This window comes from Azospirillum sp. BE72, from assembly GCF_031455875.1.
Lineage (GTDB): Bacteria > Pseudomonadota > Alphaproteobacteria > Azospirillales > Azospirillaceae > Azospirillum.
On sequence record NZ_JAVDTO010000005.1, the window covers coordinates 43719 to 68796 of the forward strand.

Sequence of the window (25078 nt, forward strand, 5' to 3'; positions counted from 1 at the left end):
CGCCGCCGGACGTCACTCCCCGGCCAGTGCGCCGATCATCTTGCGGACGGCGGTCATCTGGAAGCCACCCTTGCGGGCGAAGTCGTAGCCGGTGTAGCCGAACCAGTCCCAGCAGGCCTTGGGGTTGGAGGACGGCTTGGCGTTGGCGTCGATCTGCGGATACAGCACGACGATGTTGTTGACGTCGGCCCAGCGGTTGTAGCCGGCGTTCACCGCGAAATGGTCGCCGATCAGGTTCGACGCCATCTTGCAGCCGTGGAAGGCGACATGGATGCGGCAGGTCTGCTTGCCGCCCTCGCAGGCTTCCGGAACATAGATATAGCCGGTCTTGGCCATGCCGCTGCGGCTGGTGTCGCCGACGAAGGGGCCCTGGTTGAACAACTGCGGCTGCCGGGCTGCGGCGGGAGCATTCGGGATCTTGGCGTCGGCATAGAAGAAGCGAACGATGGCTCCTGCCTGATCGTACTGGCAGTTGTTGATGTACTCGCTCTTCTCATCCTCTTTCGGGATGAAGTCGCAGGCGGCGCCATAGCCGTCGGTGATGTAGGCATGCGCCGCCTTCGGCAGCTTCACATAGGAGACGTTCGCCTCCGGCACGCCCAACGCCTTGTAGAACTGGTCGGTGGCGTCGGCGACCGGGCGCTTCACCGTGACGTCGTTGTCACCGTTGAACAGATAGATCTTCGACGACGCCATGTTGGACAGCGGGTCGATGTCCTTCGACTTCTCGCGGGCCTTGGCGTTCGCGACCAGCGCGTCGACATTCGGCGCGCCCATCGCCACGTCCATGCAACGCTTCAGCGCCACCACTGCCGGGGCGATGCCGCCCTCCGACACCTCGGCACAGGCATAGGGGCCACCGGCGACGAGGCCCGCCGCCTTGACCAGGCCCGAATAGGCGACCTGGAACTGGCCGGCCATGTAGGCGCCGGAGGAAATACCAGACACCGTGGTCTGCGCCGGATCGATCTTCAGCTTCAGATCGGACAGCTTGATCTGAGCGCTGTTTTGCGCCGCAGCGGTAAGCGGCGCGAGAACGACGAATGCCGCCAGCGCCGATTTCAAAATGACTTTATTGGAAATGGTCATGAGAGGGTCACCTTTGCCCTGCAAGGGTTGTCAACATCGCATGGACAGCGGCGATCTGCGCCCCGCCCTTCGTCGCGTAATCCGTCCCTGTCGTGCCAATCCAGTCCCAGCAGGCGACCGGGTCCGCCGAACGGCCGGGCGACAGCTGCGGGTAGAGCACGATCAGATTGTTGTTGGCCGCCCAGCGGTTGAAGCCGGCACCGGTGGTCACCGCGTCGCCTAGCTCCGCCGCGGACTGGCGGCATCCGTGAAAGACGATGTGCACGGCGCAGGCCGATCCCCCCGCACAGGCCGGCGGCACAAAGACGTAGCCGGCCGGCGCCAGACCGGTTCGTTCCGGATCGCCGAAAGGCGTCTGGTCGAAGGGGCTTGCCGCCGGCAGGTCCGGGGCAGGCGGATTCAGGCCGCCATAGATGTGCGACAGTATCCGTCCGGCCTGGTCGTAGTCGCCGCAGGCGTTGACGTAGGGGCTGCGGTTGGCGTTGCAGTCGTTGGGCGCGCCCGGTGAGATGAAGCCGTTGCCGGCCTCCAGACCCGCTTCCAGGCGGATCCGGTTCGCCGGGACGCGGGCGGCGCGATAGAAGGCCTCCGCCTCCTCCACCACCTTGCGGTTCACCACCATGTCGGCACGGCCGCTGAACAGATAGACCTGCGCCTCCGGCAGACGGTCGAGCGGATCGATCGCCCCGGCGGCGGCCAGCGGCTGCGCCGCCTCGTACAGCGACTGCCCGCGCGGCCAGAGCGCGTTGCCCTGCATGCAGGACGCCGCCAGCAGCGGATTCTCCGCGGCACAGAGGAACGGACCGCCGGCAACCAGGCCGACTCCCGCGATCTCGGTGGAATGGGCGACATGGAACTGGAGCGCCATGAAGGCACCCGCCGCCAGACCCGACGCCGAGCTCTTTTCGATGACGACCTTGCGCGGCAGGAGCGGGGGCACCGTTTCACCGGCCCTGGCGTCCGGCCCGTCGGCGAAAGCAGCAAGCAGCGTCAGCGCCGCAATCAATGCAACCAGGGAATTCCGGGACTGCCGATACGATGCCACCTGATACGCCCCATCCGCGGTAATCGATGCGGAAGGTAGCAAGACAATGACATTTGTCTATTGAAAAGGATTCGACGCCATCCGATGCACGCACATGCAGGACGCTTCACAACCCGAAGGCACCCGAACGGGGCTCGATGGCTTTCGGTGGGCACGGAAAAGGCCGGCGGAGCCCCAGCCCCGCCGGCCTTCCGTCATCGCGCGCCGACTCGGCGGCTTCAGCTGCGCAGATAGGCCAGCACGTTCTCCGGCGAAGATTCGCCGTAGGGATCGCCGTTCTCGCCGTCGTCGTTGATGCCGGGCTCCTCGAACCATTTCTCGACCACGCCGTCCTTGACCACCATGGCATAGCGCCAGGACCGGAAACCGAAGCCCAGATGATCCTTGTCGATCAGCATGCCCATGCGGCGGGTGAAGTGGCCCGAACCGTCGGGGATCAGCTTGACCTTCTTCAGGTTCAGGCTCTTGCCCCACTGGAACATGACGAAGGCGTCGTTGACGCTGAGGCAATAGACCTCGTCGACGCCGAGATCCTTGAACTCGTCGTAAAGCCGTTCGAAGGCCGGGCATTGCTCGTTGGAGCAGGTCGGCGTGAAAGCGCCGGGCAGCGAGAACAGAACGACGCGCTTGCCCTTGAACAGTTCGTCGCTGGCCACGTCCTGCCAACGGAACGGGTTGGGGCCGTCCACGCTTTCGTCGCGCACACGGGTCTTGAACACCACCGAGGGGACCTTGCGCCCTTCCATCCTCATCTCCGGATATGGTTTCGACTGTGTCGGCCAATGGGGCGAACCGCGCCGCATCCGGACCTGCCGGGTCCGACGCCGGTCACGATACCGACTCCCCTCGCCGCCTCCAACCGGCAATAAGTCACGCCCCCCTTCCGGCAAAATGCCGCAAGACGGACCGTAGGAGCAGCCAAGACAGGGGTAGAGCTGCGCAAAAGTGGTGGCATCCCGTGGCAATCCTGTGACGCCCGCGAATGTTAAGGTCCCATTTACCAAGATCGCGTTCCCTGAGCTCGCCTGCATCCAGTGGGCACTGTGCCGACCGGTGACAATTGGAGGGCTGTTTATGCCTATTTCGACCAAGTCCAACACTACGCAAGGGACCGGCATCGATAAGCCGGAAGCGGCTTTCAACCGCGGCTATTTTACCAGGGTACTTGTTAGTACATTTATCTTCAGCGCTACCATCAATGCTCTGATGCTGGCCATGCCGCTTTATTCGCTTCAGGTGTTCAGCCGGGCCATTCCGTCCGGCAACTACGACACTCTGATCATGCTGACCCTCATCGTGGTCATCGCGCTGACGCTGAGCGGCGTGCTGGAGATGGTGCGGTCGCGCCTGCTGGCCCGTGCCGGCAACGCGCTGGAGGTGCGGTGGCGCCGGCGGCTGACCGCCGACGCCTTGGACGCCGCCGGCCGCGGCCGTCCGGATAACGGCCCGCTCGCCGACCTGATGGAACTCAAGGCCGCCTTCGGCCGTCCGTCGCTGCCGGCGCTGATGGACCTGCCCTGGGCGCCGCTCTACGTCATCGGCATCTACGTGATCCATCCGATGCTGGCGCTGGTCCTGGTCGTGTCGATGGCGATCATGGCGGTGATGGGCTGGATCGGCTATGTGGCCGTCAAGGACGTCAACGACGAGAGCAAGCTGCCGGCCGGCCGCGCCCAGAAGCTGTTCGAGGCCCTGGCCTCCCGGTCCGACACCGTGCGCGGCCTGCGCATGGGCGACACCGCGCTGGATGCCGTCAACCGCGACTTCCTGACCGCCAGCGCCCTGCAGAACCAGGGCTACGAGCGCAGCGCCTCCATCGGCGCCGCCACCAAGTGGGTTCGCATGGTCCTGCAGATCGCCGTGACGGGCATCGGCGCCTGGCTGGTGATCGAGCAGCACCTGTCCTTCGGCGGCATGATCGCCACCTCGATGCTGGTCGGCCGCGGCCTCGCCCCGATCGAACAGACCGCCGGCGCCTGGGGCGGGCTGGTCCGCTCCGCCCAGGCCGTCCGCCGCCTGCTGCCGCTGCTGAAGCGCCTGTCGCGTGAGCCGGAGCGTCCCGCCGTCCCGGTGGAGAGCGAGCGTCTGACCGTCGAGAACCTGCTGTTCGTCTCCCCCCGCGACCAGAAGCCGATCCTGCGCAGCGTCAATCTCTCGATCGAGCCGGGCGAGACCGTCTGCATCGCCGGTCCCAACCGCTCGGGCAAGTCGGTCCTGGCCCGCCTGTTGGCCGGTGTCGCCCTCCCGTCGGCGGGGACGGTGCGGCTCGGCGGCCTGTCCGTCGCCACCCTGACCCCGGACGCTCCCGAACAGGGCATCGGCTACCTGCCGCAGCAGGTCGATCTCCTGCCCGGCAGCATCGCCGACAACATCGCCCGCTTCACCAGCGCCACCCGCGAACAGGTGGAAGAGGCCGCCAAGGCCGTCGGCATCCACGAGTGGATCGAAAGCCTCCCCATGGGCTACGAGACGGAGGTCAACGACCCGCTGTCCCCGATCACCGGCGCCAGCGCCCGCCTGATCGGTCTTGCCCGCGCCGCCTTCGGCCAGCCGCCGCTGATGGTGCTGGACGAGCCGACCGCCGGCCTGGACGAGTTGGGCATCAAGGCCGTCCGCGCCTTCGTGGCGGCCGCCAAGCAGCGCGGGGCCACCACCATCGTCATGACCCACGCCCCGGTCTTCGTCGACATGGCCGACCACACCTACGTCCTGAAGAACGGCATGGCGATGGAGCTGCCGCGTCCGGAGCAGCAGCAGGCCCAGCCCGGCGCCGTCAACCTCGCCCGCCTTCGCAATCTCGGCCCTCAGGCCGGTCCGTCCGCCGCCACGGCAGGGGCCGCCGGCTGACCGCCGGCACCGCCCCCAAGCCCTGAGCATCCGGCCCCGTTACCCGGCTGGCGACGCCCGACCCGACAGAGCCAAGGAAGTCCCATGACCACGATGACCACCAGTTTCCCCGCCTCGCTCTCCTCCGACACCGGTCCCGAGACCCCCGCCGGCAAGCCTTCGCGCAAGACCGCGACCATCACCTCGATCCACGCGCTGCGGGCGGCGATGCCGGAAACGGGCGTGCGCAGCCTGCTGCTGGGCGGCTTCCTGGTCCTGGCGGTCGGCTTCGGCGGCATGACCGGCTGGGCGGCGGTGGCCCCGCTGCACAGCGCGATCAGCGCCATGGGCTCGCTGGCCCCTGAAACCGGCCGCAAGGTGGTGAAGAACACCGAGGGCGGCGTGATCAGCGCCATCCTGGTCAAGGAAGGCGACCGGGTCGAGGCGGGCCAGGTCCTGATGCAACTGGACAGCACCGAGGCGCAGACCCGGCTTGAGATGCTGAACGTCGCCCTGTTCGACACGCTGGCGACCGAGGCGCGCCTGTCCGCCGAGATGTTCGAGAAGCCGGCGATCGAATGGCCGGCCGAGCTGACCGCCCGCCGCGCCAAGGAGCCGGCGGTCGACAACGCCATGCGGAACCAGGAGAAGCTGTTCCACGTCCGCCGCAACCAGCTGGAGACCGAGGCCAAGCTGACCCAGGACCGCATCGCCACGCTGGGCGACGAGGTGCGCAGCCTGGAACAGCAGCGCGCCTTCCTGGCCCGCGAGATCAAGCTGTCGGACGAGGACATCCAGATCACCCAGGGCCTGCTGGACCGCGGCAACTCCACCCGCACCAAGCTGGTCGCGGCGCAGAAGGAGAATGCCCAGTTGCACGCCCAGGACCATGCGCTGGAAGCCCGCATGTCCCAGTCGCGCCAGCAGGCGGTCGACGCCCAGGGCGACCTGGTCCGCCGCCGCAGCGACTTCCGCGAGAAGGTGCTGGTCGAACTGGAAAAGTCCCGCGGCGACGCCCAGAAGCTGGCCGAGCAGATCCGCGACGCCAAGAACCGCCTGGACAACCGCACCATCAAGGCGCCGGACGCCGGCAACGTCGTGATCTACGGCCACCCCGCCGTCGGCGGCACCATCACCGCCAACGAACCGGTGCTGGACATCGTCCCCGACGACAAGGCCCTGCTGGCCGAGGTCCGCATCCAGCCGAAGGACATCAAGTCGATGGCCGTCGACCTGCCGGTGAAAGTGCAGCTGACCGCCTATGACAGCCGCGTCGTCGGCACCATCGACGGCACCGTGTCCTACGTCTCGGCCGACCGCCTGACCGACAACGCCACCCGCCAGGACTATTATCTCGCCCGCATCCGCCTGAAGGACGCGGACTCCCACGAGGTCGGCCACCTGAAGATCAAGGCCGGCATGCCGGTGGAAGCCCGCATCGTGCTCTCCCCCCGCACCCCGCTGGACTACCTGATCCAGCCGCTGAGCCAGTCCTACGTGAAGGCCTTCATCCAAGAGTGATGGGTGGGAAGTTAGACCCCCACCCTAACCCTCCCCCGCTACGCAGGGGAGGGAACTCCGCTGCCCTCCCAAACAAGCACTTACCCCCTCCCCTGCCCAGCGGGGGAGGGTCGGGGTGGGGGCACTCGAAGCCGAAACCTCCCCGCACAAAAAAGCCCCCGGCCATCCGGCACGGGGGGCTTTTCCTTTACCCGAGCCCCTCAATCCCTGCCCGGCCGCAGATCCGGCCGCGGCGGGACCGCCATCGGGGTGGGAAGCGGTTCCGGCACCTGGATCGCCTCCGTCTGCTCCTTGGTGCGGCGCGATGCCGCACGGTCCTGCGCCAGACGGTCCATCGCCTGCTGGCGCTCCGCTTCCGTGGTCAGATCGGTCGGGCGCGCAGGCACGGTGCCCAGGTTGGGATATTCCGTACGCTCGCCGCTCATGCCGCGGATGGGCGACGTATTGTCGCTGACCGGCGAAGGCTGGCCGGTGACGGCGCCCAGAAGGCCGGTGTCCAGCGCCCGGTCGCTGCAGGCCGTCAGCCCGAAAACCATTGGCATTACAAAGATCAGGGTGCCGAACACCCGTGCGGTCGCCGCGATGCCCCGACCGCCCTCCTGACTGCCCGTCACCATCATCCTTCCCCGTGTCTGGCCGCGACGCCGCACTTGTGCGACGATCCGTGAAATGAAATGTTCACACCAGCGGTGTATGAGAGGTTTCGGATTTCTCCCGCACCGCACCAGAAGGCCGGACCGCCGCACGCCACCCACAGCGACATGGTGCAGAACGCCCGCTGACAACATCAACTGCAAGCCTGTATAGCCGCCCGTCAGCAAGGCCCAAAGCCCTATCTGGGCCATACGGACCACGGTGGCCGATACGACGTGACCGACGACGCGACACCCGCCCAAAGAAGAAGGACCGTGCACATGGCCGAGACCAAGGCCCCCCCTCAGGCTTCCACCCCGGCTTCCCCCCAGGTGCCCGACGTCAAGCTGCCCGACCCGGTCGAGATGTCGCGGGCGATGACCCGCATCGCCGAACAGAGCCAGCGGCTGGTTTCCGAATTCCTCGCGCGCCAGGCATCCGACGGCGCCGGCCCGAAGAGCCCGGACCCGATGGGCGTCGGCCATGCCTTCCTGGAGATGACCACCCGCATGATGGCCGACCCGGCCAAGCTCATGCAGGCGCAGATGTCGCTGTGGCAGGACTACCTGACCCTGTGGCAGCGCACCACCCAGCGCTTCTTCGGGCAGGAGACGCAGCCGGTCATCGCACCCGCCAAGGACGATCGCCGCTTCAAGGACGCCGCCTGGGACGAGAACACGCTGTTCGACTTCATCAAGCAGTCCTACCTGCTGAGCGCCCGGTGGATGCAGTCGACCGTCAATCAGGTCGAGGGGCTGGACGACCACACGGCCAAGAAGGTCGATTTCTACACCCGCCAGTTCGTCGACGCGATGGCGCCCTCCAACTTCGTCATGACGAATCCGGAGGTCCTGCGCGCCACCATCGAGAGCGGCGGCGAGAATCTGGTCAAGGGCCTGGAGCATCTGCTGAAGGACCTGGAGCGCGGCAAGGGCGAGCTGCGCATCTCCATGACCGACTACGACGCCTTCCAGCTGGGCAAGAACATCGCGGTCACGCCGGGCAAGGTCGTCTTCCAGACCAGCCTGATGCAGCTGATCCAGTACACGCCGACCACCCCGGACGTGAACAAGCGCCCGCTGATGATCGTGCCGCCCTGGATCAACAAGTTCTACATCCTGGACTTGCGCGAGAAGAACAGCTTCATCAAGTGGGCGGTCGACCAGGGCCACACCGTCTTCGTCCTGTCCTGGGTCAACCCGGACGAGACGCTGGCGGCCAAGGGCTTCGAGGACTACATGGTCGAAGGCCCGCTGGCGGCGCTCGACGCCATCGAGAAGGCGACCGGCGAACGGGATGTCAACGCCATCGGCTATTGCCTGGGCGGCACGCTGCTGGCCTCGACGCTGGCCTACATGACGGCCAAGAAGGACGACCGCATCAAGTCGGCGACCTTCTTCACCACCATGCTGGACTTCACCGAAGCCGGTGAACTGTCGATCTTCATCGACGAGGAGCAGCTGACCTTCATCGAAGGGCAGATGGCCGAGCAGGGCTATCTCGACGGCTCCAAGATGGCGACCACCTTCAACATGCTGCGCGCCAACGACCTGATCTGGTCGTTCGTCGTCAACAACTACCTGCTGGGCAAGGACCCGTTCCCGTTCGACCTGCTGTACTGGAACGGCGACAGCACCCGCATGCCGGCGGCGATGCACAGCTTCTACCTGCGCAACATGTACCAGAAGAACATGCTGGCGCAGCCGGGGGCCGTGACGCTGAAGGGCGTTCCGATCGACCTGGGCAAGATCAAGGTCCCGTCGCTGTTCCTGTCGGCCCGCGAAGACCACATCGCCCCGTGGAAGAGCACCTACAGCGGCGCCCAGCTGTTCAGCGGCCCGGTCAAGTTCGTGCTCGGCGCCTCCGGCCACATCGCCGGCGTCGTCAACCCGCCGGCGGCCAACAAGTACTGCTACTGGACCAGCGACAAGCTGGCCAAGACCTCCGACGAGTGGCTGGAAAAGGCGACCCAGACCTCCGGCTCCTGGTGGCCGGAATGGAACAAGTGGGTCGGCCAGTTCGCCGACGGCAAGGTCCCGGCCCGGCAGCCCGGCGACGGCGCCCTTCCCGCCCTGGAAGACGCCCCCGGCTCCTACGTCAAGGTCAAGAACGAGTAAGCCCGACGAACGCGTTACCTTGTCGAAAGCCCCTCTCCCAACCGGAGAGGGGCTTTTTCTTTGCGCGTCGGGCTCCCGTCCAGACCCCGTTCCGAGTCCGCGCCCCCCAAATTGACTCGGATCAAGGAGAACGGGCCAATAGATATGCCATGGTTAACCAACCCTTCAAACAAGACGGACCTTCGACGCCGTCAGCCGCCGGCGAACAGGGATGCCGAAGACAGCAGGATCCGACACCGGGCAATTGAGACATGAGCTTGATCTTCTCTCCTGATCCTTTCCTCGGAGCGCGACCGACACAACGGAACATAAGCTCCCATCTGCTTGGAATCGTGGTCACCGCGTTGGTTTCAATGGCGCTGATCGCTATCGGTCTGATCATCTACAACCTTTCCAAGCAGCGCGACTTCGCCGAAGCCGAGATGTCGGTGACCGCCCGCGCCCTGTCCGTCGCCCTCGACCAGCAGTTGCTCGTCACCAGGGCGGCCCTCGATAGCATCGGCGCGGCCGTGACCGAAGGCGGCGATCCGGAACAGCTCCGCCGCATCGCCCGGACCGTCCAGGCGATGCATCCCAACTGGTCGGCCGTGAGCCTGCGCGCTGCCGACGGCGCAACGCTGTTCACCACCGCGGTCCCCTATGGAACCCCGGCGCCCCAGCCGGCCGATATCTCCAGCCAGATCGCCGAGGTGATCGGCAGCGGACACCCCCAAGTCACCGGCCTGATGTACGATCCGGTTTCGAAGAGCCCCGTCGCGGCGGTCCTGGTGCCGGTCCAAGTCAGGGACGGCCGGCGCTTCGCGCTGGTGGCGGAGGTCGCGGCATCCAAATGGGAAGATCTCCTGCGCAACCAGCAGGTCCCTGCAGGCTGGGTGGCGGGCATCGTCGACCGGACCGGCATCGTCATCGCCCGGACCCGCGCCGGCGAGCGGTATGTCGGCCAGCCGGTCCGCGACTGGATGAGAGAGGCGATCCAGTCGGCACCCGAAGGACGGGCGGAAGGCCCGGCTTTGGAGGGGGAGATTCTGTCCCTCGCCTTCTCGCGCTCCGCGGTTTCCGGCTGGACGGTGACCTTCGCGGCACCCGCCGCCTTCTTCCAGGAACCGCTGCGTCGGTCGCTGTGGACGAGCATGGCGATCTGCGGCCTCGCTCTCGGGGCCGCATCGCTGCTGGTCCTGCACTATGCCCGCCGGCTGTCCCGCTCCGTCGTCGGTCTGGCGCGGATGGCGGACGCGATGCAGACGCCGGGCGCCACCCTGCCACCGCCGCCGCCCGCCGACATGGAGGAGCTGACGTCCGTCTATGACAGCATGAGGCAGGCGACGGACCAGCTGCGCAAAGCGGAAGAGCAGCGGATGACCTCGATGCGGGAGCTGCAGCATCGGGTGAAGAACGACCTGCAGGCGATCATGGCCCTGCTCGCGCTGGAAAGCCGGCAGAGCAGAAGCGACGAGACCCAGCGTATCCTGAAGGAGCTGGAAGGCCGCATCGAAGCGCTCCGACTCGTCCACAGCCGGCTGTACGAGGCCAAGCTGATCGGCCGGATCGAGTTGGGCGGCTATCTGCGCGAGCTGTGCGGAAACTCCGTCGCGCTGTATGGGCGCGGTCATGCCGGGGGCATCCGCTTCGAAGCGGCGGTCGGCGAAGTCCATGTCGACCACGACACCGCCGTCTCGCTCGGCCTGATCGCCAACGAGTTCATCACCAACAGCGCCAAGCATGCCTTTCCCGGCCAGGCCGGAACCATCAGCCTCGACCTTGCAGTATTGGCACCGGGGGAGGTTCGCCTGCGGCTGTCGGACGACGGGGTCGGGCTGTCGCCGAACCGGACCCGGTCATCCGGCATGCGGCTGATCTCGATGCTGGCCGGACAGGTCGGGGCGACGCCGGACTGGGGTGCCGAGGCCGGCACCTCCCTACGGCTGTCATTCCGCGTCGAGGAGGAACGGGCGGCGGCGTGACGCGAAACCTCCGCGCCGCTTCGCAGTGGGGTTTTCCTGTCCGGTCCAATCCGATAGTGTTACGCACGCGCACGTTAAGGGTTTGTTTGCCCTTTTCACGCCACCTAAGGCCTGCGCACATTCGCACGCCCCGGGGATCCGCCGTCCATGCCTTCCGACGCCCAGACTGGAACGATGGGAACCGCCGCGGCAGCGATGGGCAATGCCGAACCCGTCAAGCTCGCCGAACGCTATGAAATCCAGCCCGGCGCACCGATCCCCCTGCTGAATGCCGTCGGCGGCAACGCCTTCGCCGCCAAGGCTCTGCGCGAAAAGCGGATCGAGCCCTTCGCGATCATCTGCCATGCGGCGATGCTGCCGCGGATGGACATCTGCTCCACCGTCGGCAGCCTCGACAACACCACCCACATGCGGCTGCTCGACTGGGGGCTGGTGGACTGGCCGCAGGACCGCGGGCGGCGCTATTGCCTGGTGTTCGAACGGCCGGGCGGCAAGCGGCTGATGGGGTCGCTGACCGACACGCTGGACCCGATGCCGGAAGACCAGCTGACCCGTCAGATCATCCACCCGCTGGTGTCGGCGCTGAAGGAGCTGTCGAGCCGCGGCGTGATCCACGGCGCGATCCGCCCGACCAACCTGTTCTACCGGGATCTCGCGGGCGGCGGGCTGATGCTGGGCGACTGCGTGTCGACACAGCCCGGATACGGCCAGCCGGTCCTGCTGGAGACGATCGAGCGCGGCATGGCCAACCCGGCGGGCCGCGGCACCGGCACCATCGCCGACGACCTCTATTCGCTGGGCGTCACCCTGCTGATCCTGGCGCTGGGCCGCAACCCGCTGGCCGGGCTGGACGACGACGCCGTTCTGCAGGCGAAGATGGAGCGCGGTTCCTACCCGGCCCTGGTCCAGCAACTCCGTCTGCCGCTGGCGATCAACGAGGTGGTGCGCGGCCTGCTGGTGGACGATCCCAAGCAGCGCTGGACCCTGAACGACCTCGACCTCTGGGTGGCCGGCCGCCGCCTCAGCCCGAAACAGCCGCAGATCTCCCGCCGCGCCGCCCGGCCGCTGGAATTCCAGGGTGCCGAATACTGGCACTGCCGCACGCTGGCCCGCGCCTTCGCCCGCCATGCCCCCGCCGCCGCCAGCGTCATCGAAAGCGGGGAGCTGGACAAATGGCTGCGCCGGTCGATGGGCGACGAGGTGCGGGCGGAGGCGGTCGGCAACGCCATCCAGACCGCGTCCAGCGGCAAGGGCGGCAGCCAGGGCGACCGGCTGGTGGCGCGCGTCTGCATCGCGCTCGACCCCACCGCCCCCATCCGCTACCGCAGCCGGGCGATGATGCCGGACGGCATCGCCACCATGCTGGCCGACGCCTTCATGCGCGGCGAATCCCCCCAGGCGGTGGCGGAGGTGATCGCCAACCAGCTGCCGATGTTCTGGGTCAATGTCCAGACCGACTTCAAGCCGGAATTCGTGCCGCTGGTGCAGACCTTCGACCAGCTGCGCGGCTTCCTCGACCGCTCATCCCACGGGCTGGGGGTGGAGCGCGTGCTGTACGAGATGAACCCGACCATGCCCTGCATGAGCGCCCTGGTGGCCAAGCAACTGCCGACGACGCCGGCGGAACTGCTGCGGGCACTGGACTGGATCGCCGCGGGGGGCGAGCGGCACAAGGACCCCATCGACCGCCAGGTCGCCGCCTTCCTCGGCGCCCGCAACAAGCGGGGGGACGAGCTGCTGTTCACCCAGCTCGGCAGCGGGGTGGAGCCGATGCGGCGGGTCATCGCCATGCTGACCATCCTGTCCGACATCCAGGCCCGCACCGGGGTGGACGGGCTGACGCATCTGGCCTCCTGGGTGGTGGCCCTGCTCGATCCCGCCTTCCGCCGCTTCCACAACCGGCCCCAGCAGCAGGAGGTGCGCAAGATGGCCGACGCCGCCGCGCACAACGGCCGGCTGACCGAGCTGCTGAAGGTGGTCGACGACCCCGAGGCGCTGCGCCGCGACCGGCTGGAATTCGAGGCGGCGCAGATCGCCTATCGCGAGGCCGACGCGGAGATGGACAAGATCCGCCACACCATCGCCGACCGCAACGCCATCATCGAGACGTCGGGCCGGCAGGTCGCCGCCATCGTGTCGAGCCTGCTGTCGACCGTGCTGGTCGCCGGCATCATCCTGTTCTTCGCCTTCTGACCGGACAACGGGGGGATCGCCATGGCGCGCAAGAAAAAGAAGAAGGGCGGCGCCCTCACCCTGATCCTGCTGATCATCCCGGCGGCGCTGATCGTGCTGCCGACCACCATCCTGTTCGGGGTGGGCATGATCCCGACCATCGTCGCCTATGTCGTCGACCGCGATCCCGACAAGTCGGCGCCGATCACCGTCGGCGGGCTGAATTTCTGCGGCTGCATGCCCTTCGCCATCGATCTGTGGAAGCACCAGCACACCATCGGCGCCGCCGCGAAGATCTTCGCAGACCCGCTGGCCTGGCTGGTGATGTATACGGCCGCCGCCGTCGGCTGGGGCCTCTATTACGGCATCCCGCCGCTGGTCGCCGGCATGGAGGTCACCCGCGCCGAAAAGCGGGTGGAGGTGCTGAAGCAGAAGAAGGTGGCGCTGGTCCAGGAATGGGGGCCGGACGTCGCCGGTGACTATTTCGACGAGTCCGGCGGCCTGGAGCCGGGCGCCGAAATGGAAGGCGCGTGACGGAACGCGCCCCCTTGCGGCAGGCCCCCCTTGCAACCGGACCCGGCCGCGGGGCATGATCGGCGGCACGGTCCGCAAGGTCGGCCGAGGGGTCGGAATGTTCAGCGTCAGCCAGGATGAAGCCGCCGCCATTCAGAAGGCGTTTCACGAAAGCGGCGAATGGGCGGCGGTCGTCGAGTTGCGGCGGCATTTCCCCATTCAGGACAATGTGAACGCCCTGAACGCCGTACGCGCCATCGTAAGATGGGCCCGGCCGCCGCATGCGGCCCCCGCCGATACGCCCCTCTGAGCTGCGTCAGCCGACGATGCCGGCAACCGCCCGCGCCACCTCGGCGTGGATCGAATCGTGCTGCTTGAAGTCCTTCGCCGTCTGGGTCAGGTAGCTGGCGACCAGCAGCGGCGGACGGTTCTCCGGCCAAAGGATGGCAATGTCGTTGACGGTGCCGTTGGTGCCGGTGCCGGTCTTGTCGCCGACGCGCCAGCCGGCCGGCAGACCCGCGCGCAGCCGCTTGTCGCCGGTCTTGTTGGCAATCATCCAGTCGGCCAGCTGCCGGCGGGACTCCGGATGCAGCACGTCGCCCACCAGCAGCCGTTCCATGCTGCGCACCATGGCGGCGGGGGTGGTGGTGTCGCGCGGATCACCGGGGATGGCGGTGTTCAGCGTCGGCTCATTGCGGTCCAGGCGGGTGGTCTTGTCGCCGATGCCCCGCAGGAAGGCGGTGAGGCCGGCCGGATTGCCGACGCCCGGCAGCAGCAGGTTGGCCGCCACATTGTCGCTGAGCGTCATCGTCGCCTCGCACAGCTCCGCCACCGTCGGCGGCGTGCCGTTCAGCCGGGTTTCCGCGAAGGGCGCATAGGGCACCAGATCGGCCTGCGTCACCGGGATTCGCCGGTCCAGCCGTTCCTTGCCCTGGTCCACCGATTTCAGCACGGCGGCAGCCAATAGAAATTTGAAGGTGCTGCACATCGGGAACCGCTCGTCCACGCGCCAGCCCTGCAGCCGTCCGCTTCCGGTGTCGAGCACCGCGACCCCCAGTCGTCCGCCGGTCCGCTCCTCCAGGGCCGCCAAGCGCTCCGCCAGCCCATTGGTCGCGGACTCCTTTCCTTTCGACGCCTGCGCCGCACTTGCAGTGAGCAGCAGTGCTCCACCCGTCGCCACCAGGAAACCCCGTCTTCCGATCATTGCGGCCACCCTCCTTGCCGTTGCGATGGCCGGACGATAGAAACCCGGCGCCACGCGAACAAACGAGGTTTCCTCGCGGAAGACACAAATTAAACTAATGGCTGAAGAGCTTCCCCGGCCCACCGTCGCCGTGGCACCCTATGGACCGCCAGCGATGGGCGAAGGGAGCAGGCGGATGCCGTTGCGTCAGAACATGGAGACCGGCCGGTTCGAGGCACGGGCCGAGGATGGCACCGTCCATTCGGTCGTCGAAGTCACCAGCTACATCCAGATGGTCACCTTCCGCGGCCCCGCCGGCTGGGTGCCGGACGGGAAGAGCTATCGCCTGGATGGCGGCGAGGCGGTGGAGGAGACGGCGGACGGCGGGTTCCGCATCGCTGCGACGGGGCTGGCGCTCCAGCGGATCGGCTGAGGACCGGCGGCCTCACTCCGCGGCAACGACCCGCCCGTGACACAGTCGCAAGCCGGACCTCGACGCAGGCGTTCGAAAATCCTGACCGGCGCTGCTGTTTCACACCCATCCTCAACAGCCGCGGAACGGATATCGCCAAAACAAACCAATCCTGCTAATTAGCAAACACTCTTATGTTCTTCATTTTTTAAATAGTAAAATCATTTTCCGGCAAATCCCACCGAACATATATTATGTGTAGTTAAACTACATTGTAGATTGCAGCCTTATTCCGGCAATATTTCTTTATCATCCGAAATAGGCGCCTTGATGAATGATCCATATCAATCATGATGGCAAGTGGTATGACCACTCTTGCGAACCGATCAGAGAGGATGTAGGTTTCCTACATACCGCATGGAACCGCGATATGGCGGGTTCCGGGCCCGTTTGCCGGCCGCATGGCGACACCCGACGGGAGACGCCCGATCATGGTTACGACTGTCCAATCCCTCTCCGACCTGAACGCCCTGATCTCGCGCGTGAAGGCGGCGCAAGCGCGCTTCGCCGAGTATCCGCAGGAGAAGGTCGACCTGATCTTCCGCAACGCGGCGCTTGCCGCCGCCGACGCCCGCATCCCGCTCGCCAAGATGGCGGTGGCGGAGACCGGCATGGGCGTGATGGAGGACAAGGTCATCAAGAACCACTTCGCCGCCGAATACATCTACAACAAGTACAAGGACGACAAGACCTGCGGCGTCCTCTCCGAAGACCATGACGCCGGCATCCTCACCATCGCCGAGCCGGTCGGCCTGATCTGCGGCATCGTCCCCACCACCAACCCGACCTCCACCGCCATCTTCAAGGCGCTGATCGCGCTGAAGACCCGCAACGGACTGGTCCTCTCCCCCCATCCCCGCGCCCGCAAATCGACCTGCGAGGCCGCCCGCCTGGTGCTCGCCGCCGCGGTCGAGGCCGGCGCCCCCGACGACATCATCGGCTGGATCGACGAGCCCTCGCTGGAGCTCTCCAACGCCGTCATGCACCATCCCGACATCAACCTGATCCTCGCCACCGGCGGGCCGGGCATGGTCAAGGCCGCCTATTCCTCCGGCAAGCCCGCCATCGGCGTCGGCGCCGGCAACACGCCTGCCGTCATCGACGAGTTCGCCGACATCAAGCGTGCCGTCGCCTCCATCCTGATGTCCAAGACCTTCGACAACGGCGTGGTCTGCGCGTCCGAACAGTCGGCGGTGGTGGTCGATGCCGTCTATGACGCGGTGCGCGACCGCTTCGCCCATCATGGCGGCTACATCCTCTCGGCCCGCGAGGCCGATGCCGTGCGCAAGGTCCTGCTGACTGACGGCCACCTCAATGCCGACATCGTCGGCCAGCCCGCCCATGCCATCGCCGCCATGGCCGGCCTGACCGTGCCGCACGCCACCAAGGTGCTGATCGCCGAGGTTTCGGACGTCGACGACAGCGAACCCTTCGCCCACGAGAAGCTCTCCCCCACCCTGGCGCTCTACCGCGCCAAGGACTTCGCCGAGGCCTGCGACAAGGCCGCCGCGCTGGTGGCTCTCGGCGGCATCGGCCACACCTCGGCGCTCTACACCGACCAGGACCAGCAGAGCGACCGCATCCGCCATTTCGGCGACAAGATGAAGACCGCCCGCATCCTGATCAACACGCCGTCGTCGCATGGCGGCATCGGCGACCTCTACAACTTCCGCCTCGCCCCGTCGCTGACGCTGGGCTGCGGCTCGTGGGGCGGCAACTCGATCTCCGAAAATGTCGGTCCGCAGCACCTGATCAACAAGAAGACGGTGGCGAAGAGGGCGGAGAACATGCTGTGGCACAAGCTGCCCAAGTCGATCTACTTCCGCCGGGGCTGCCTGCCCTTCGCGCTTGAGGAGCTGCGCGGCAAGAAGCGCTGCCTGATCGTCACCGACCGCTTCCTGTTCGAGAACGGCCATGTCGCCGAGAGCGTCCGCGTGCTGAAGTCGCTGGGGCTGGAGGTGGAGACCTTCTTCGAGGTCAGCGCCGACCCGACGCTGGCGGTGGTGCGCAAGGGCGTGGCCCTGGCGAACGCCTTCCAGCCCGACGTGATCCTGGCGCTGGGCGGCGGCTCGCCGATGGATGCGGCCAAGATCATCTGGGTGATGTACGAGGCGCCCGACGTGGCCTTCGAGGATCTGGCGCTGCGCTTCATGGACATCCGCAAGCGCATCTACACCTTCCCCAAGCTGGGCGTGAAGGCGCAGCTGGTGGCGGTGCCGACCACCTCGGGCACGGGATCGGAAGTGACGCCGTTTGCCGTGGTGACCGACGAGCGCACCGGGACCAAGTATCCTATCGCCGACTACGAACTGACGCCGACGCTGGCGATCATCGACGCCAACCTCGTCATGGACATGCCCAAGGGGCTGACCGCGGCAGGCGGCATCGACGCGGTGACGCACGCGCTGGAGGCCTATGTCTCGGTGGTGGCGAACGAGTATACCGACGGTCAGGCTCTGCAGGCGCTGAAGCTGTTGAAGGAGAACCTGCCGTCCGCCTACCGCAACGGGTCGAAGGACCCGAAGGCGCGGGAACTGGTTCACAACGCGGCGACGCTGGCCGGCATCGCCTTTGCCAACGCCTTCCTGGGGGTGTGCCATTCGATGGCGCACAAGCTGGGGGCGGAGTTCCACATTCCGCACGGCATCGCCAACGCGCTGCTGATCGCCAATGTGATCCGCTACAACGCGGCGGACATCCCGACCAAGCAGACGGCGTTCAGCCAGTATGACCGGCCGAAGGGCGTGGCGCGCTATGCGCAGATCGCCCGGCATCTGGACCTGGGCGGCAGCCGCGACCATGAGCGGGTGGAGAAGCTGATCGGCTGGGTCGAGGATCTGAAGCAGGCTTTGGAGATCCCGGCCTCGATCCAGGCGGCGGGGGTGCCGGAGGCGGCGTTCCTGGCGCGGGTCGATGCGATTGCCGAGGCCGCCTTCGACGACCAGTGCACCGGCGCCAACCCGCGCTATCCGCTGGTCGCCGAGATCAGGCAGCTGCTCATCGACAGCTACTATGGACGCGCCTATGCGGAGGCGTCCGCCCAGGATGCCGCCCCCGTCCAGGCCCAGGCCCAGACGAAGACCGCCGCGCGCAAGGACGCCGCACGCAAGGAAGCGTCGCTCGCCAAATGACAGGCGGCAGGGGGCCTGCCATGCCGCAAGCCCCCTGCCCTTTTCAATTTCATCCAAGGGACAAGACCATGAGCAAAGCGATCATGTGGGCCGAAACCGATGCCCGCGGTTTCCAGACCGAATGCCTGTTCAACGAAGACAACCGCAGCTACGAGGTGCTGGTCTGCGCGCGCGCCATGGGCGTCGACCGGGCGGAGAGCTTCCCGGTGGTCGAGGATCCCGGTCTGGGCATGAGCGCCGACGACCTGCACCGCTCGATCCGGCTGGCCGACCGCCTGGTGTCGGAGGTCGAACGGTCTCTGGGCGACTGCTGACCGTCCCTGCATCGATCAGGACTCTGTTGCGGCGCACATCCTGTGGCATAAGGGGCCAACCACGCCACGGGATTTCAGCCGGACATGATTCGTTTCGATAACGTCAGCAAGCAGAATGGTCACCGCATTCTTTTCCTGGAGGCCTCTGCGGCACTGAACCGGGGTGAGAAGATCGGTCTCGTCGGTCCCAACGGTGCGGGCAAGACGACCCTGTTCCGCATGATCACCGGCGAGGAGCAGCCGGACGCCGGGCAGGTCGCCATCGAGAAGCAGGTCAGCATCGGCTATTTCAACCAGGATGTCGGCGAGATGTCCGGCCGCAGCGCGGTGGCGGAGGTCATGGACGGCGCCGGTCCGGTCAGCGTCGTCGCGGCCGAACTGGCGGAACTGGAAGCGGCCATGGCCGACCCGGACCGCGCCGACGAGATGGACGCCATCATCGAGCGCTACGGCGAGGTGCAGGCGCGCTTCGACGAGCTTGGCGGTTACGAACTGGAGGGCAAGGCGCGCGAGGTGCTGGCCGGCCTCAGCTTCAGCCAGGAGATGATGGACGGCGATGTCGGCGGCCTGTCCGGCGGCTGGAAGATGCGCGTGGCGCTCGCCCGCATCCTGCTGATGCGGCCCGACGCCATGCTGCTGGACGAGCCGAGCAACCATCTGGACATCGAAAGCCTGATCTGGCTGGAAGGCTTCCTGAAGGGCTACGAGGGCGCCCTGCTGATGACCTCGCACGACCGCGAGTTCATGAACCGGATCGTCACCAAGATCATCGAGATCGACGGCGGAACGCTGACCAGCTATTCCGGCGACTACACCTTCTACGAAAAGCAGCGGGCGCTGAAGGAGAAGCAGCAGGAGGCGCAGTTCGAACGGCAGCAGGCCATGCTGGCGAAGGAACTGAAGTTCATCGAGCGCTTCAAGGCCCGCGCCTCGCACGCCTCCCAGGTGCAGAGCCGGGTGAAGAAGCTGGACAAGATCGAGCGCTTCGAGCCGCCCAAGCGCCGTCAGGTGGTGACCTTCGACTTCCCGCCGGCTCCGCGCTCCGGCGACGACGTCGCGGTTCTGAAGAACGTGCACAAAGGCTATGGCAGCCGGGCGATCTACCAGGGATTCGACCTGACCATCCGCCGCAAGGAACGCTGGTGCGTCATGGGCGTCAACGGCGCCGGCAAATCGACGCTGCTGAAGCTGATCGCCGGCGCGACCGAACCCGATGCCGGCACCGTCACCGTCGGCGGCAGCGTCAAGATGGGCTATTTCTCCCAGCACGCCATGGAACTGCTGGACGGCGACCAGACCATCTTCGAATCGTTGGAGGCGCATTTCCCGCAGGCGAGCCAGGGATCGTTGCGGGCGCTGGCGGGCTGCTTCGGCTTTTCCGGCGACGATGTGGAGAAGAAGTGCCGCGTGCTGTCGGGCGGCGAGAAGGCACGGCTGGTGATGGCGATCATGCTGTTCAACCCGCCGAACTTCCTGGTGCTCGACGAACCGACCAACCACCTCGATCTCGACACCAAGCAGATGCTGATCGCGGCGCTGGGCGCGTATGAGGGCACCATGCTGTTCGTCTCGCACGACCGGCATTTCCTGGCCGCGCTGTCCAACCGCGTGCTGGAGCTGACGCCCGATGGGATCCACCAGTATGGCGGCGGCTACACCGAGTATGTGGCGAGCACCGGACAGGAAGCGCCGGGCCTGCACAGCTGATCCGGCTGAGGCCGGGGTGGATCGGGAGCGCCGGTCTTCGGCGCGGCGCTCCCGCCTGATTTACGCAGCCTTGATCGACGCAAGGAACTGCTCCACCTCGCGGCGCAGGGTTTCGGCCTGCCGGGCCAGCTCGCCTGCGGCCGACTGGACCTGACCGGCGGCGCTGCCGGTCTCGCCCGCGGTCTGCGTCACCTGGGTGATGTTGACGGAGACCTCCTGCGTCCCGACCGCGGCCTGCTGCACGCTGCGGGAGATTTCGTTGGTCGCCGCACCCTGCTCTTCGATCGCCGCCGCGATGGTGGTCGAGATGTCGTTGATGCTGGTGATGGTGCCGCTGATCCCGCCGATGGCGGCGACGGCGCCGGACGTCGCGGACTGGATCCCGGCGATCTGGCTGGCTATCTCGTCGGTCGCCTTGGCGGTCTGGGCGGCCAGCGACTTCACCTCCCCGGCGACGACGGCGAAGCCTTTTCCCGCCTCCCCGGCGCGGGCCGCCTCGATGGTGGCGTTCAACGCCAGCAGGTTGGTCTGGCTGGCGATGTTGGTGATGAGGTTCACGACGTCGCCGATGCGCTGGGCGGCGTCGGCCAGACCGCGCACCGTCTCATTGGTCCGCGACGCCTCCTCCACCGCCTGCCCGGCGATGCGGGTGGAGTTGGTGACCTGCTGGCTGATCTCGCGGATCGAACTGCTCATCTCCTCCGTCGCGGTGGCGACTGTCTGCACGTTGGCGCTGGTCTGCTCGGCCGCCGCAGCGACGGCTCCGGCCTGGGAATTGGTCTGCTGCGCCATCGCCACCATGCTCTGGGCCGTCGCGTCCAACTCCGACGCAGCCGACGACACGGTGCGCAACGCAGAGGCGGCAACCCGGTCGAAGTCGGAGATCAGATGCTCGATCCGCTCGGTCCGGCGCAGCTTGGCGGCCTGCTCCGCCGCCTGTTCCGCCGCCAGCCGGTCGGCCTGCACCAAGCCGTCCTTGAACACTTGGACCGCCCGCGCCATCGCGCCCAGTTCGTCGCCCCGCCCGGTGCCGGTCACCTCGGTCGACAGGTCGCGGGCGGCAAGCCGGCCCATCGTGCCGGTGATGACCTGGATCGGCCGCGACACCGTGGCGATGATCATCCAGGCGGCGACAAGGCAGACCACCATGACGACGCCGAGCGCAACGACGATGAGGGTTCTGCTGCTCAGGTAGACCTGCTCGCCACGGGTCGCCGCCTCGGCTCCGTTCCTGGTGTTGAACTCCGTCAGTTCGTCCAGCAGCTTCTTGGCAGACCGGTAGGCCACACGGGAGTCGCCGCGATACAGCACCGCCGCCTCGCTGTTCCGGTTGGCGCGTGACGCCGGCAAAAGCTTCTGCTGGCTGATGGACAGGTAGCTGTCCCAGAGCATGATGAATTTTCGGTAGTTCTCCGTCTCCCACCCCGGCGTCAGGAGCGCGGCATAGGCCTGCTTTGCCTTCTCCAGATCGTTCAGCACGACCTGCATCGTGTCTTCCTCGACCTTCAATTCCTGGGGCGTCTCGGAGGCGATATGGGCTCCTTCGAGAATCCGGTAGAAATCGAAAGCCGCACGCAATTCGCCGATGGATTTGACACTGGGCAGCCAATTGTCCCGAACCTCCGCTGCCTCATCGTTTACTTCGGAGAGCCTTTCGATGGAGAAAACACCGAGGACGAGCGTGAACAGCATGACCAAGGCGAAGCTGATCAGCGACTTCGTCCGGATGGTGGTGTCAGTGACCCATGACATTCGCATTTCCCTCCCTGCTGCGCCCATGCATGGGCCGGCGACTGAAATCTCCTACTTCAGTACTCAAGAGATATCATGGCGAGATGAACGGGCTATCTGAGGGAAACCCTGACACTTCTCGAATGCACAAACCACGCATTCAGAAATTAATTAATGGCCACTTCGGCATATTATTTCTCTCGAAAAGAGACTTTGTATCAGTCGGCTCAAAGTTGCACCGATCCGCAATTTCATTACCTCGATAGTCACACCCTATTAAACATCACGCCCGACCGAACCACCATTGGCCTCGAATTTCTTCACTCCACAGGCGTCTCGCATGCGCCGGGAATCGGGTCGATCCCTCTGCCGCTCGTCCCACGGACCGTTCAGACCCCGAACATCGCTGTTGACCAAACCTGTATTATGAATCATACAGGTTCCTGTCTGATGAAGAGACAGGAAGCGGGTTCCAGGGACTTTTCCAACGACGGGGGAGGCGGAGCACTGTGAAGTCGGCGGTCGAACCCCTGAAGGCGCGCAGGATCTATCTGCTGCTGCGCGACCGCATTGTCGCCGGCGAACTGCCGCCGGGCGCGCGCCTGCCGGGCGAGCCGGCGCTGGCGGCCGAACATGCCGTGTCGCGGGTTACCGTGCGCCGTGCGCTCGACCTGCTGGAAAAGGAAGGGCTGGTGCAGCGCAAGCCCGGCTCCGGCACCTTCGTGCACGATACGCGCACCGTCCGCCCGATCGTCGCCGACCTGTCCAACGTGCTGTCGCACCTGATCGACATGGGGCGCAGCACCGACGTGAGGCTGCTGTCCTTCGGCTATGTCCTGCCGTCCGAAGCGATCGCCGCGAGCCTGGGGCTGCAGCCAGGGGAGCGGGTCCAGCGGTCGGTGCGCGTGCGCCTGATCGATGGGGAACCCTTCTCCTACCTGACCACCCATGTGCCGGAATGGATCGGCCTGACCTATTCGGAAGCCGAACTGGCGGCGCGCCCGCTGCTGGAGTTGATCGAGCGGTCGGGCGTGGAAACCGACCGGGCGACGCAGGCGATCAACGCCACGTTGGCCGGGCCGGACGCCGCTGCGGCGCTGGATCTGGAGATCGGATCGCCACTGCTGACGCTGACCCGCATCGTCTACGAACCGTCGGGCCGCGGCGTCGAGCATCTGCACGCACAGTACCGGCCCGACCGCTACAGCTTCCACATGGACCTCGTGCGCACAGGCAACGACGGCGAGCGGCGCTGGAGCCCGGCATTGGGCCGGCCGCGCAGCAGCGACAAAAGCAAAACCGACAAGACCAAGACCGACAAAGGTAAATCGGGCGAAAAGCCCACCCGCGCAGCGCGGGTCATCAAGCAGAGGAGTTGAGCGTTATGGGACGTTCGGTTCAGGACCCCGCGCCTTGCGGAATTTCCCGCCGCACCGTGCTGAAGGCCGGTGCCGCAGCCGCGGCCTTCGCCGCCTTGCCGGTGGCCGCCCCGTCGATCCTGCGGGCGCAGACACCGGCGGTGAAGATCGGCATCCTCCAGCCGGTGACCGGCGCGCTGGCCCATGACGGCGACCTCGGCCGTCTGGGCGCCGAAATCGCGATCAACGAGATCAACGCCGCGGGCGGCATCAAGTCGCTGGGCGGCGCCAGGATCGAGATGGTGTTCGGCGACGCCCGCTCCATGCCCGAAGCCGGCACGCAGGAAGTCGAGCGGATGCAGGCCGAAGGCGTGTCGGCCATCGTCGGCGGCTTCGCCAGCCCGATCTGCCTTGCCGCCTCGCAGGCGGCGGCGCGCTACGACCTGCCCTATCTGGTCGATGTCGGCGTGTCGGACCAGATCATGTCGCGCGGCCTGACCAACACCTTCCGCTTCAGCCCCGGCTTCGGCAAGGTCACGCAGGTGGCGCTCGACAACCTGACCGCCATCAACGAGCGGGCGGGCAAGCCGGCCAAGACCGTCGTGCTGGTGCATGAGGACGGGCTGTTCGGCTCCGGCCTCGCCAAGCTGCTGCAGACGGAACTGCCCAAGCGCGGCTTCGAGATTCTGGAGACCATCGCCCACCCGACGCCGGCGCGCGACATGTCCAATGTCGCTCTGCGCATCCGCTCGCTGAACCCGGATCTGGTGATCCCGTCGAACTACTACGGCGAGTTCGTGCTGCTCGCCCGCACGATGCAGCAGCAGCGCATCAAGCCGAAGGGCGTCTATGCGATCCTGGGCGGCGCGGCGTCGAACGGACGCTTCGTCAAGGAATTCCCGCAGGCGGCCCAGAACGTCATCGACTGCAACCACTGGCACGATCCGAAGAATCCCAAGGCGCTGGCTCTGCGCAAGGCGGTGGAGGACCAGGGCAAATCCTTCGCCTACAATGTGCCGCTAAACTATTCGAACCTGCTGCTGCTGGCCGATGCCATCGAGCGCGCCGCCTCCACCGACCGCAAGAAGATCATCGAGGCGCTGAACGCCTCCAGCTTCGCCGGCCACATCATGCCCTACGGCCCGACGAAGTTCGTGAACGGCCAGAACGAGGGCGCCACCCCGATCAACACCCAGATCCAGGGCAGCGACATCAAGGTGATCTTCCCCGAAGCGTTCGCCGAGGCGAAGGCCAACTTCCCGGCGGCCTGATCCCTTTTTTCGCCGTCGCACCTCCGCAGTCCCC

General features: G+C 66.4%; 19 protein-coding genes. 13 read left to right on the plus strand and 6 right to left on the minus strand.

Translation table 11 applies throughout. The features are described 5' to 3' along the window. Positions 1–12: 12 nt before the first annotated feature. From J2Y49_RS16570 to J2Y49_RS16580, 3 genes are all read right to left on the minus strand, one after another. The gene (locus tag J2Y49_RS16570) at positions 13–1089 is read right to left on the minus strand and encodes a PHB depolymerase family esterase (RefSeq protein WP_310115963.1); all 1077 of its coding nucleotides are present in this window, start codon (positions 1087–1089) and stop codon (positions 13–15) included. 7 nt (positions 1090–1096) lie between these two features. Next, the gene (locus J2Y49_RS16575) at positions 1097–2029 is read right to left on the minus strand and encodes a PHB depolymerase family esterase (protein ID WP_310115964.1); all 933 of its coding nucleotides are present in this window, start codon (positions 2027–2029) and stop codon (positions 1097–1099) included. 323 nt (positions 2030–2352) lie between these two features. Further along, positions 2353–2880 carry a peroxiredoxin gene (locus J2Y49_RS16580; protein WP_310115965.1) on the minus strand — a complete coding sequence of 176 codons (528 nt, stop codon included), beginning with the start codon at positions 2878–2880 and terminating at the stop codon, positions 2353–2355. A gap of 469 nt (positions 2881–3349) precedes the next feature. Between J2Y49_RS16580 and J2Y49_RS16585 the strand changes: the two genes are divergently transcribed. Both J2Y49_RS16585 and J2Y49_RS16590 read left to right on the plus strand, forming a co-directional pair. Then, positions 3350–4981, plus strand: coding sequence for an ATP-binding cassette domain-containing protein (locus tag J2Y49_RS16585; protein WP_310115966.1), 1632 nt, complete (start codon positions 3350–3352; stop codon positions 4979–4981). 84 nt (positions 4982–5065) lie between these two features. Then, positions 5066–6481, plus strand: a complete 1416-nt coding sequence (locus tag J2Y49_RS16590; RefSeq protein ID WP_310115967.1) for an HlyD family type I secretion periplasmic adaptor subunit — start codon at positions 5066–5068, stop codon at positions 6479–6481. Between the two features lie 200 nt (positions 6482–6681). Here the strand turns inward: J2Y49_RS16590 and J2Y49_RS16595 are convergent, their stop codons facing one another. Further along, positions 6682–7098 (minus strand): hypothetical protein, encoded by a 417-nt coding sequence (locus tag J2Y49_RS16595; protein WP_310115968.1) that lies wholly within the window; start codon positions 7096–7098, stop codon positions 6682–6684. Positions 7099–7395: 297 nt separating this feature from the next. Here J2Y49_RS16595 and J2Y49_RS16600 point away from each other — a divergent pair, with 297 nt between their 5' ends. From J2Y49_RS16600 to J2Y49_RS16620, 5 genes are all read left to right on the plus strand, one after another. Beyond that, positions 7396–9231 carry a class I poly(R)-hydroxyalkanoic acid synthase gene (locus tag J2Y49_RS16600; RefSeq protein WP_310115969.1) on the plus strand — a complete coding sequence of 612 codons (1836 nt, stop codon included), beginning with the start codon at positions 7396–7398 and terminating at the stop codon, positions 9229–9231. A 353-nt stretch (positions 9232–9584) separates the two neighbouring features. Then, a complete protein-coding gene (locus tag J2Y49_RS16605) occupies positions 9585–11192 on the plus strand; it encodes a sensor histidine kinase (protein ID WP_310115970.1) in 1608 nt (535 codons plus the stop codon). Positions 11193–11339: 147 nt separating this feature from the next. Then, positions 11340–13385 (plus strand): serine/threonine protein kinase, encoded by a 2046-nt coding sequence (locus tag J2Y49_RS16610; RefSeq protein ID WP_310115971.1) that lies wholly within the window; start codon positions 11340–11342, stop codon positions 13383–13385. Positions 13386–13406: 21 nt separating this feature from the next. Beyond that, entirely contained in the window at positions 13407–13898 is a 492-nt protein-coding gene (locus tag J2Y49_RS16615) for a hypothetical protein (protein ID WP_149224746.1), read from the plus strand. A 55-nt stretch (positions 13899–13953) separates the two neighbouring features. After that, positions 13954–14187, plus strand: a complete 234-nt coding sequence (locus tag J2Y49_RS16620; protein WP_310115972.1) for a hypothetical protein — start codon at positions 13954–13956, stop codon at positions 14185–14187. Positions 14188–14193: 6 nt separating this feature from the next. On the opposite strand, the gene bla is transcribed toward J2Y49_RS16620, so the two are convergent. Further along, positions 14194–15081, minus strand: coding sequence for a class A beta-lactamase (gene bla, locus J2Y49_RS16625; protein WP_310115973.1), 888 nt, complete (start codon positions 15079–15081; stop codon positions 14194–14196). Positions 15082–15256: 175 nt separating this feature from the next. Here bla and J2Y49_RS16630 point away from each other — a divergent pair, with 175 nt between their 5' ends. From J2Y49_RS16630 to J2Y49_RS16645, 4 genes are all read left to right on the plus strand, one after another. Further along, positions 15257–15493 carry a hypothetical protein gene (locus tag J2Y49_RS16630; protein ID WP_310115974.1) on the plus strand — a complete coding sequence of 79 codons (237 nt, stop codon included), beginning with the start codon at positions 15257–15259 and terminating at the stop codon, positions 15491–15493. Between the two features lie 470 nt (positions 15494–15963). Continuing rightward, positions 15964–18663, plus strand: a complete 2700-nt coding sequence (adhE, locus tag J2Y49_RS16635; protein WP_310115975.1) for a bifunctional acetaldehyde-CoA/alcohol dehydrogenase — start codon at positions 15964–15966, stop codon at positions 18661–18663. 68 nt (positions 18664–18731) lie between these two features. Then, complete coding sequence (locus J2Y49_RS16640; RefSeq protein ID WP_310115976.1) at positions 18732–18977, plus strand: hypothetical protein; 246 nt, start codon at positions 18732–18734, stop codon at positions 18975–18977. Positions 18978–19061: 84 nt separating this feature from the next. Further along, positions 19062–20684, plus strand: a complete 1623-nt coding sequence (locus tag J2Y49_RS16645) for an ABC-F family ATP-binding cassette domain-containing protein (protein ID WP_310115977.1) — start codon at positions 19062–19064, stop codon at positions 20682–20684. Positions 20685–20744: 60 nt separating this feature from the next. On the opposite strand, the gene J2Y49_RS16650 is transcribed toward J2Y49_RS16645, so the two are convergent. Then, the gene (locus tag J2Y49_RS16650) at positions 20745–22436 is read right to left on the minus strand and encodes a methyl-accepting chemotaxis protein (protein ID WP_310115978.1); all 1692 of its coding nucleotides are present in this window, start codon (positions 22434–22436) and stop codon (positions 20745–20747) included. 488 nt (positions 22437–22924) lie between these two features. On the opposite strand from J2Y49_RS16650, the gene J2Y49_RS16655 reads away from it, so the two are divergent. Next, positions 22925–23794, plus strand: a complete 870-nt coding sequence (locus J2Y49_RS16655; protein ID WP_310115979.1) for a GntR family transcriptional regulator — start codon at positions 22925–22927, stop codon at positions 23792–23794. A gap of 5 nt (positions 23795–23799) precedes the next feature. After that, positions 23800–25044 carry an ABC transporter substrate-binding protein gene (locus J2Y49_RS16660; RefSeq protein WP_310115980.1) on the plus strand — a complete coding sequence of 415 codons (1245 nt, stop codon included), beginning with the start codon at positions 23800–23802 and terminating at the stop codon, positions 25042–25044. Positions 25045–25078: the final 34 nt, after the last annotated feature.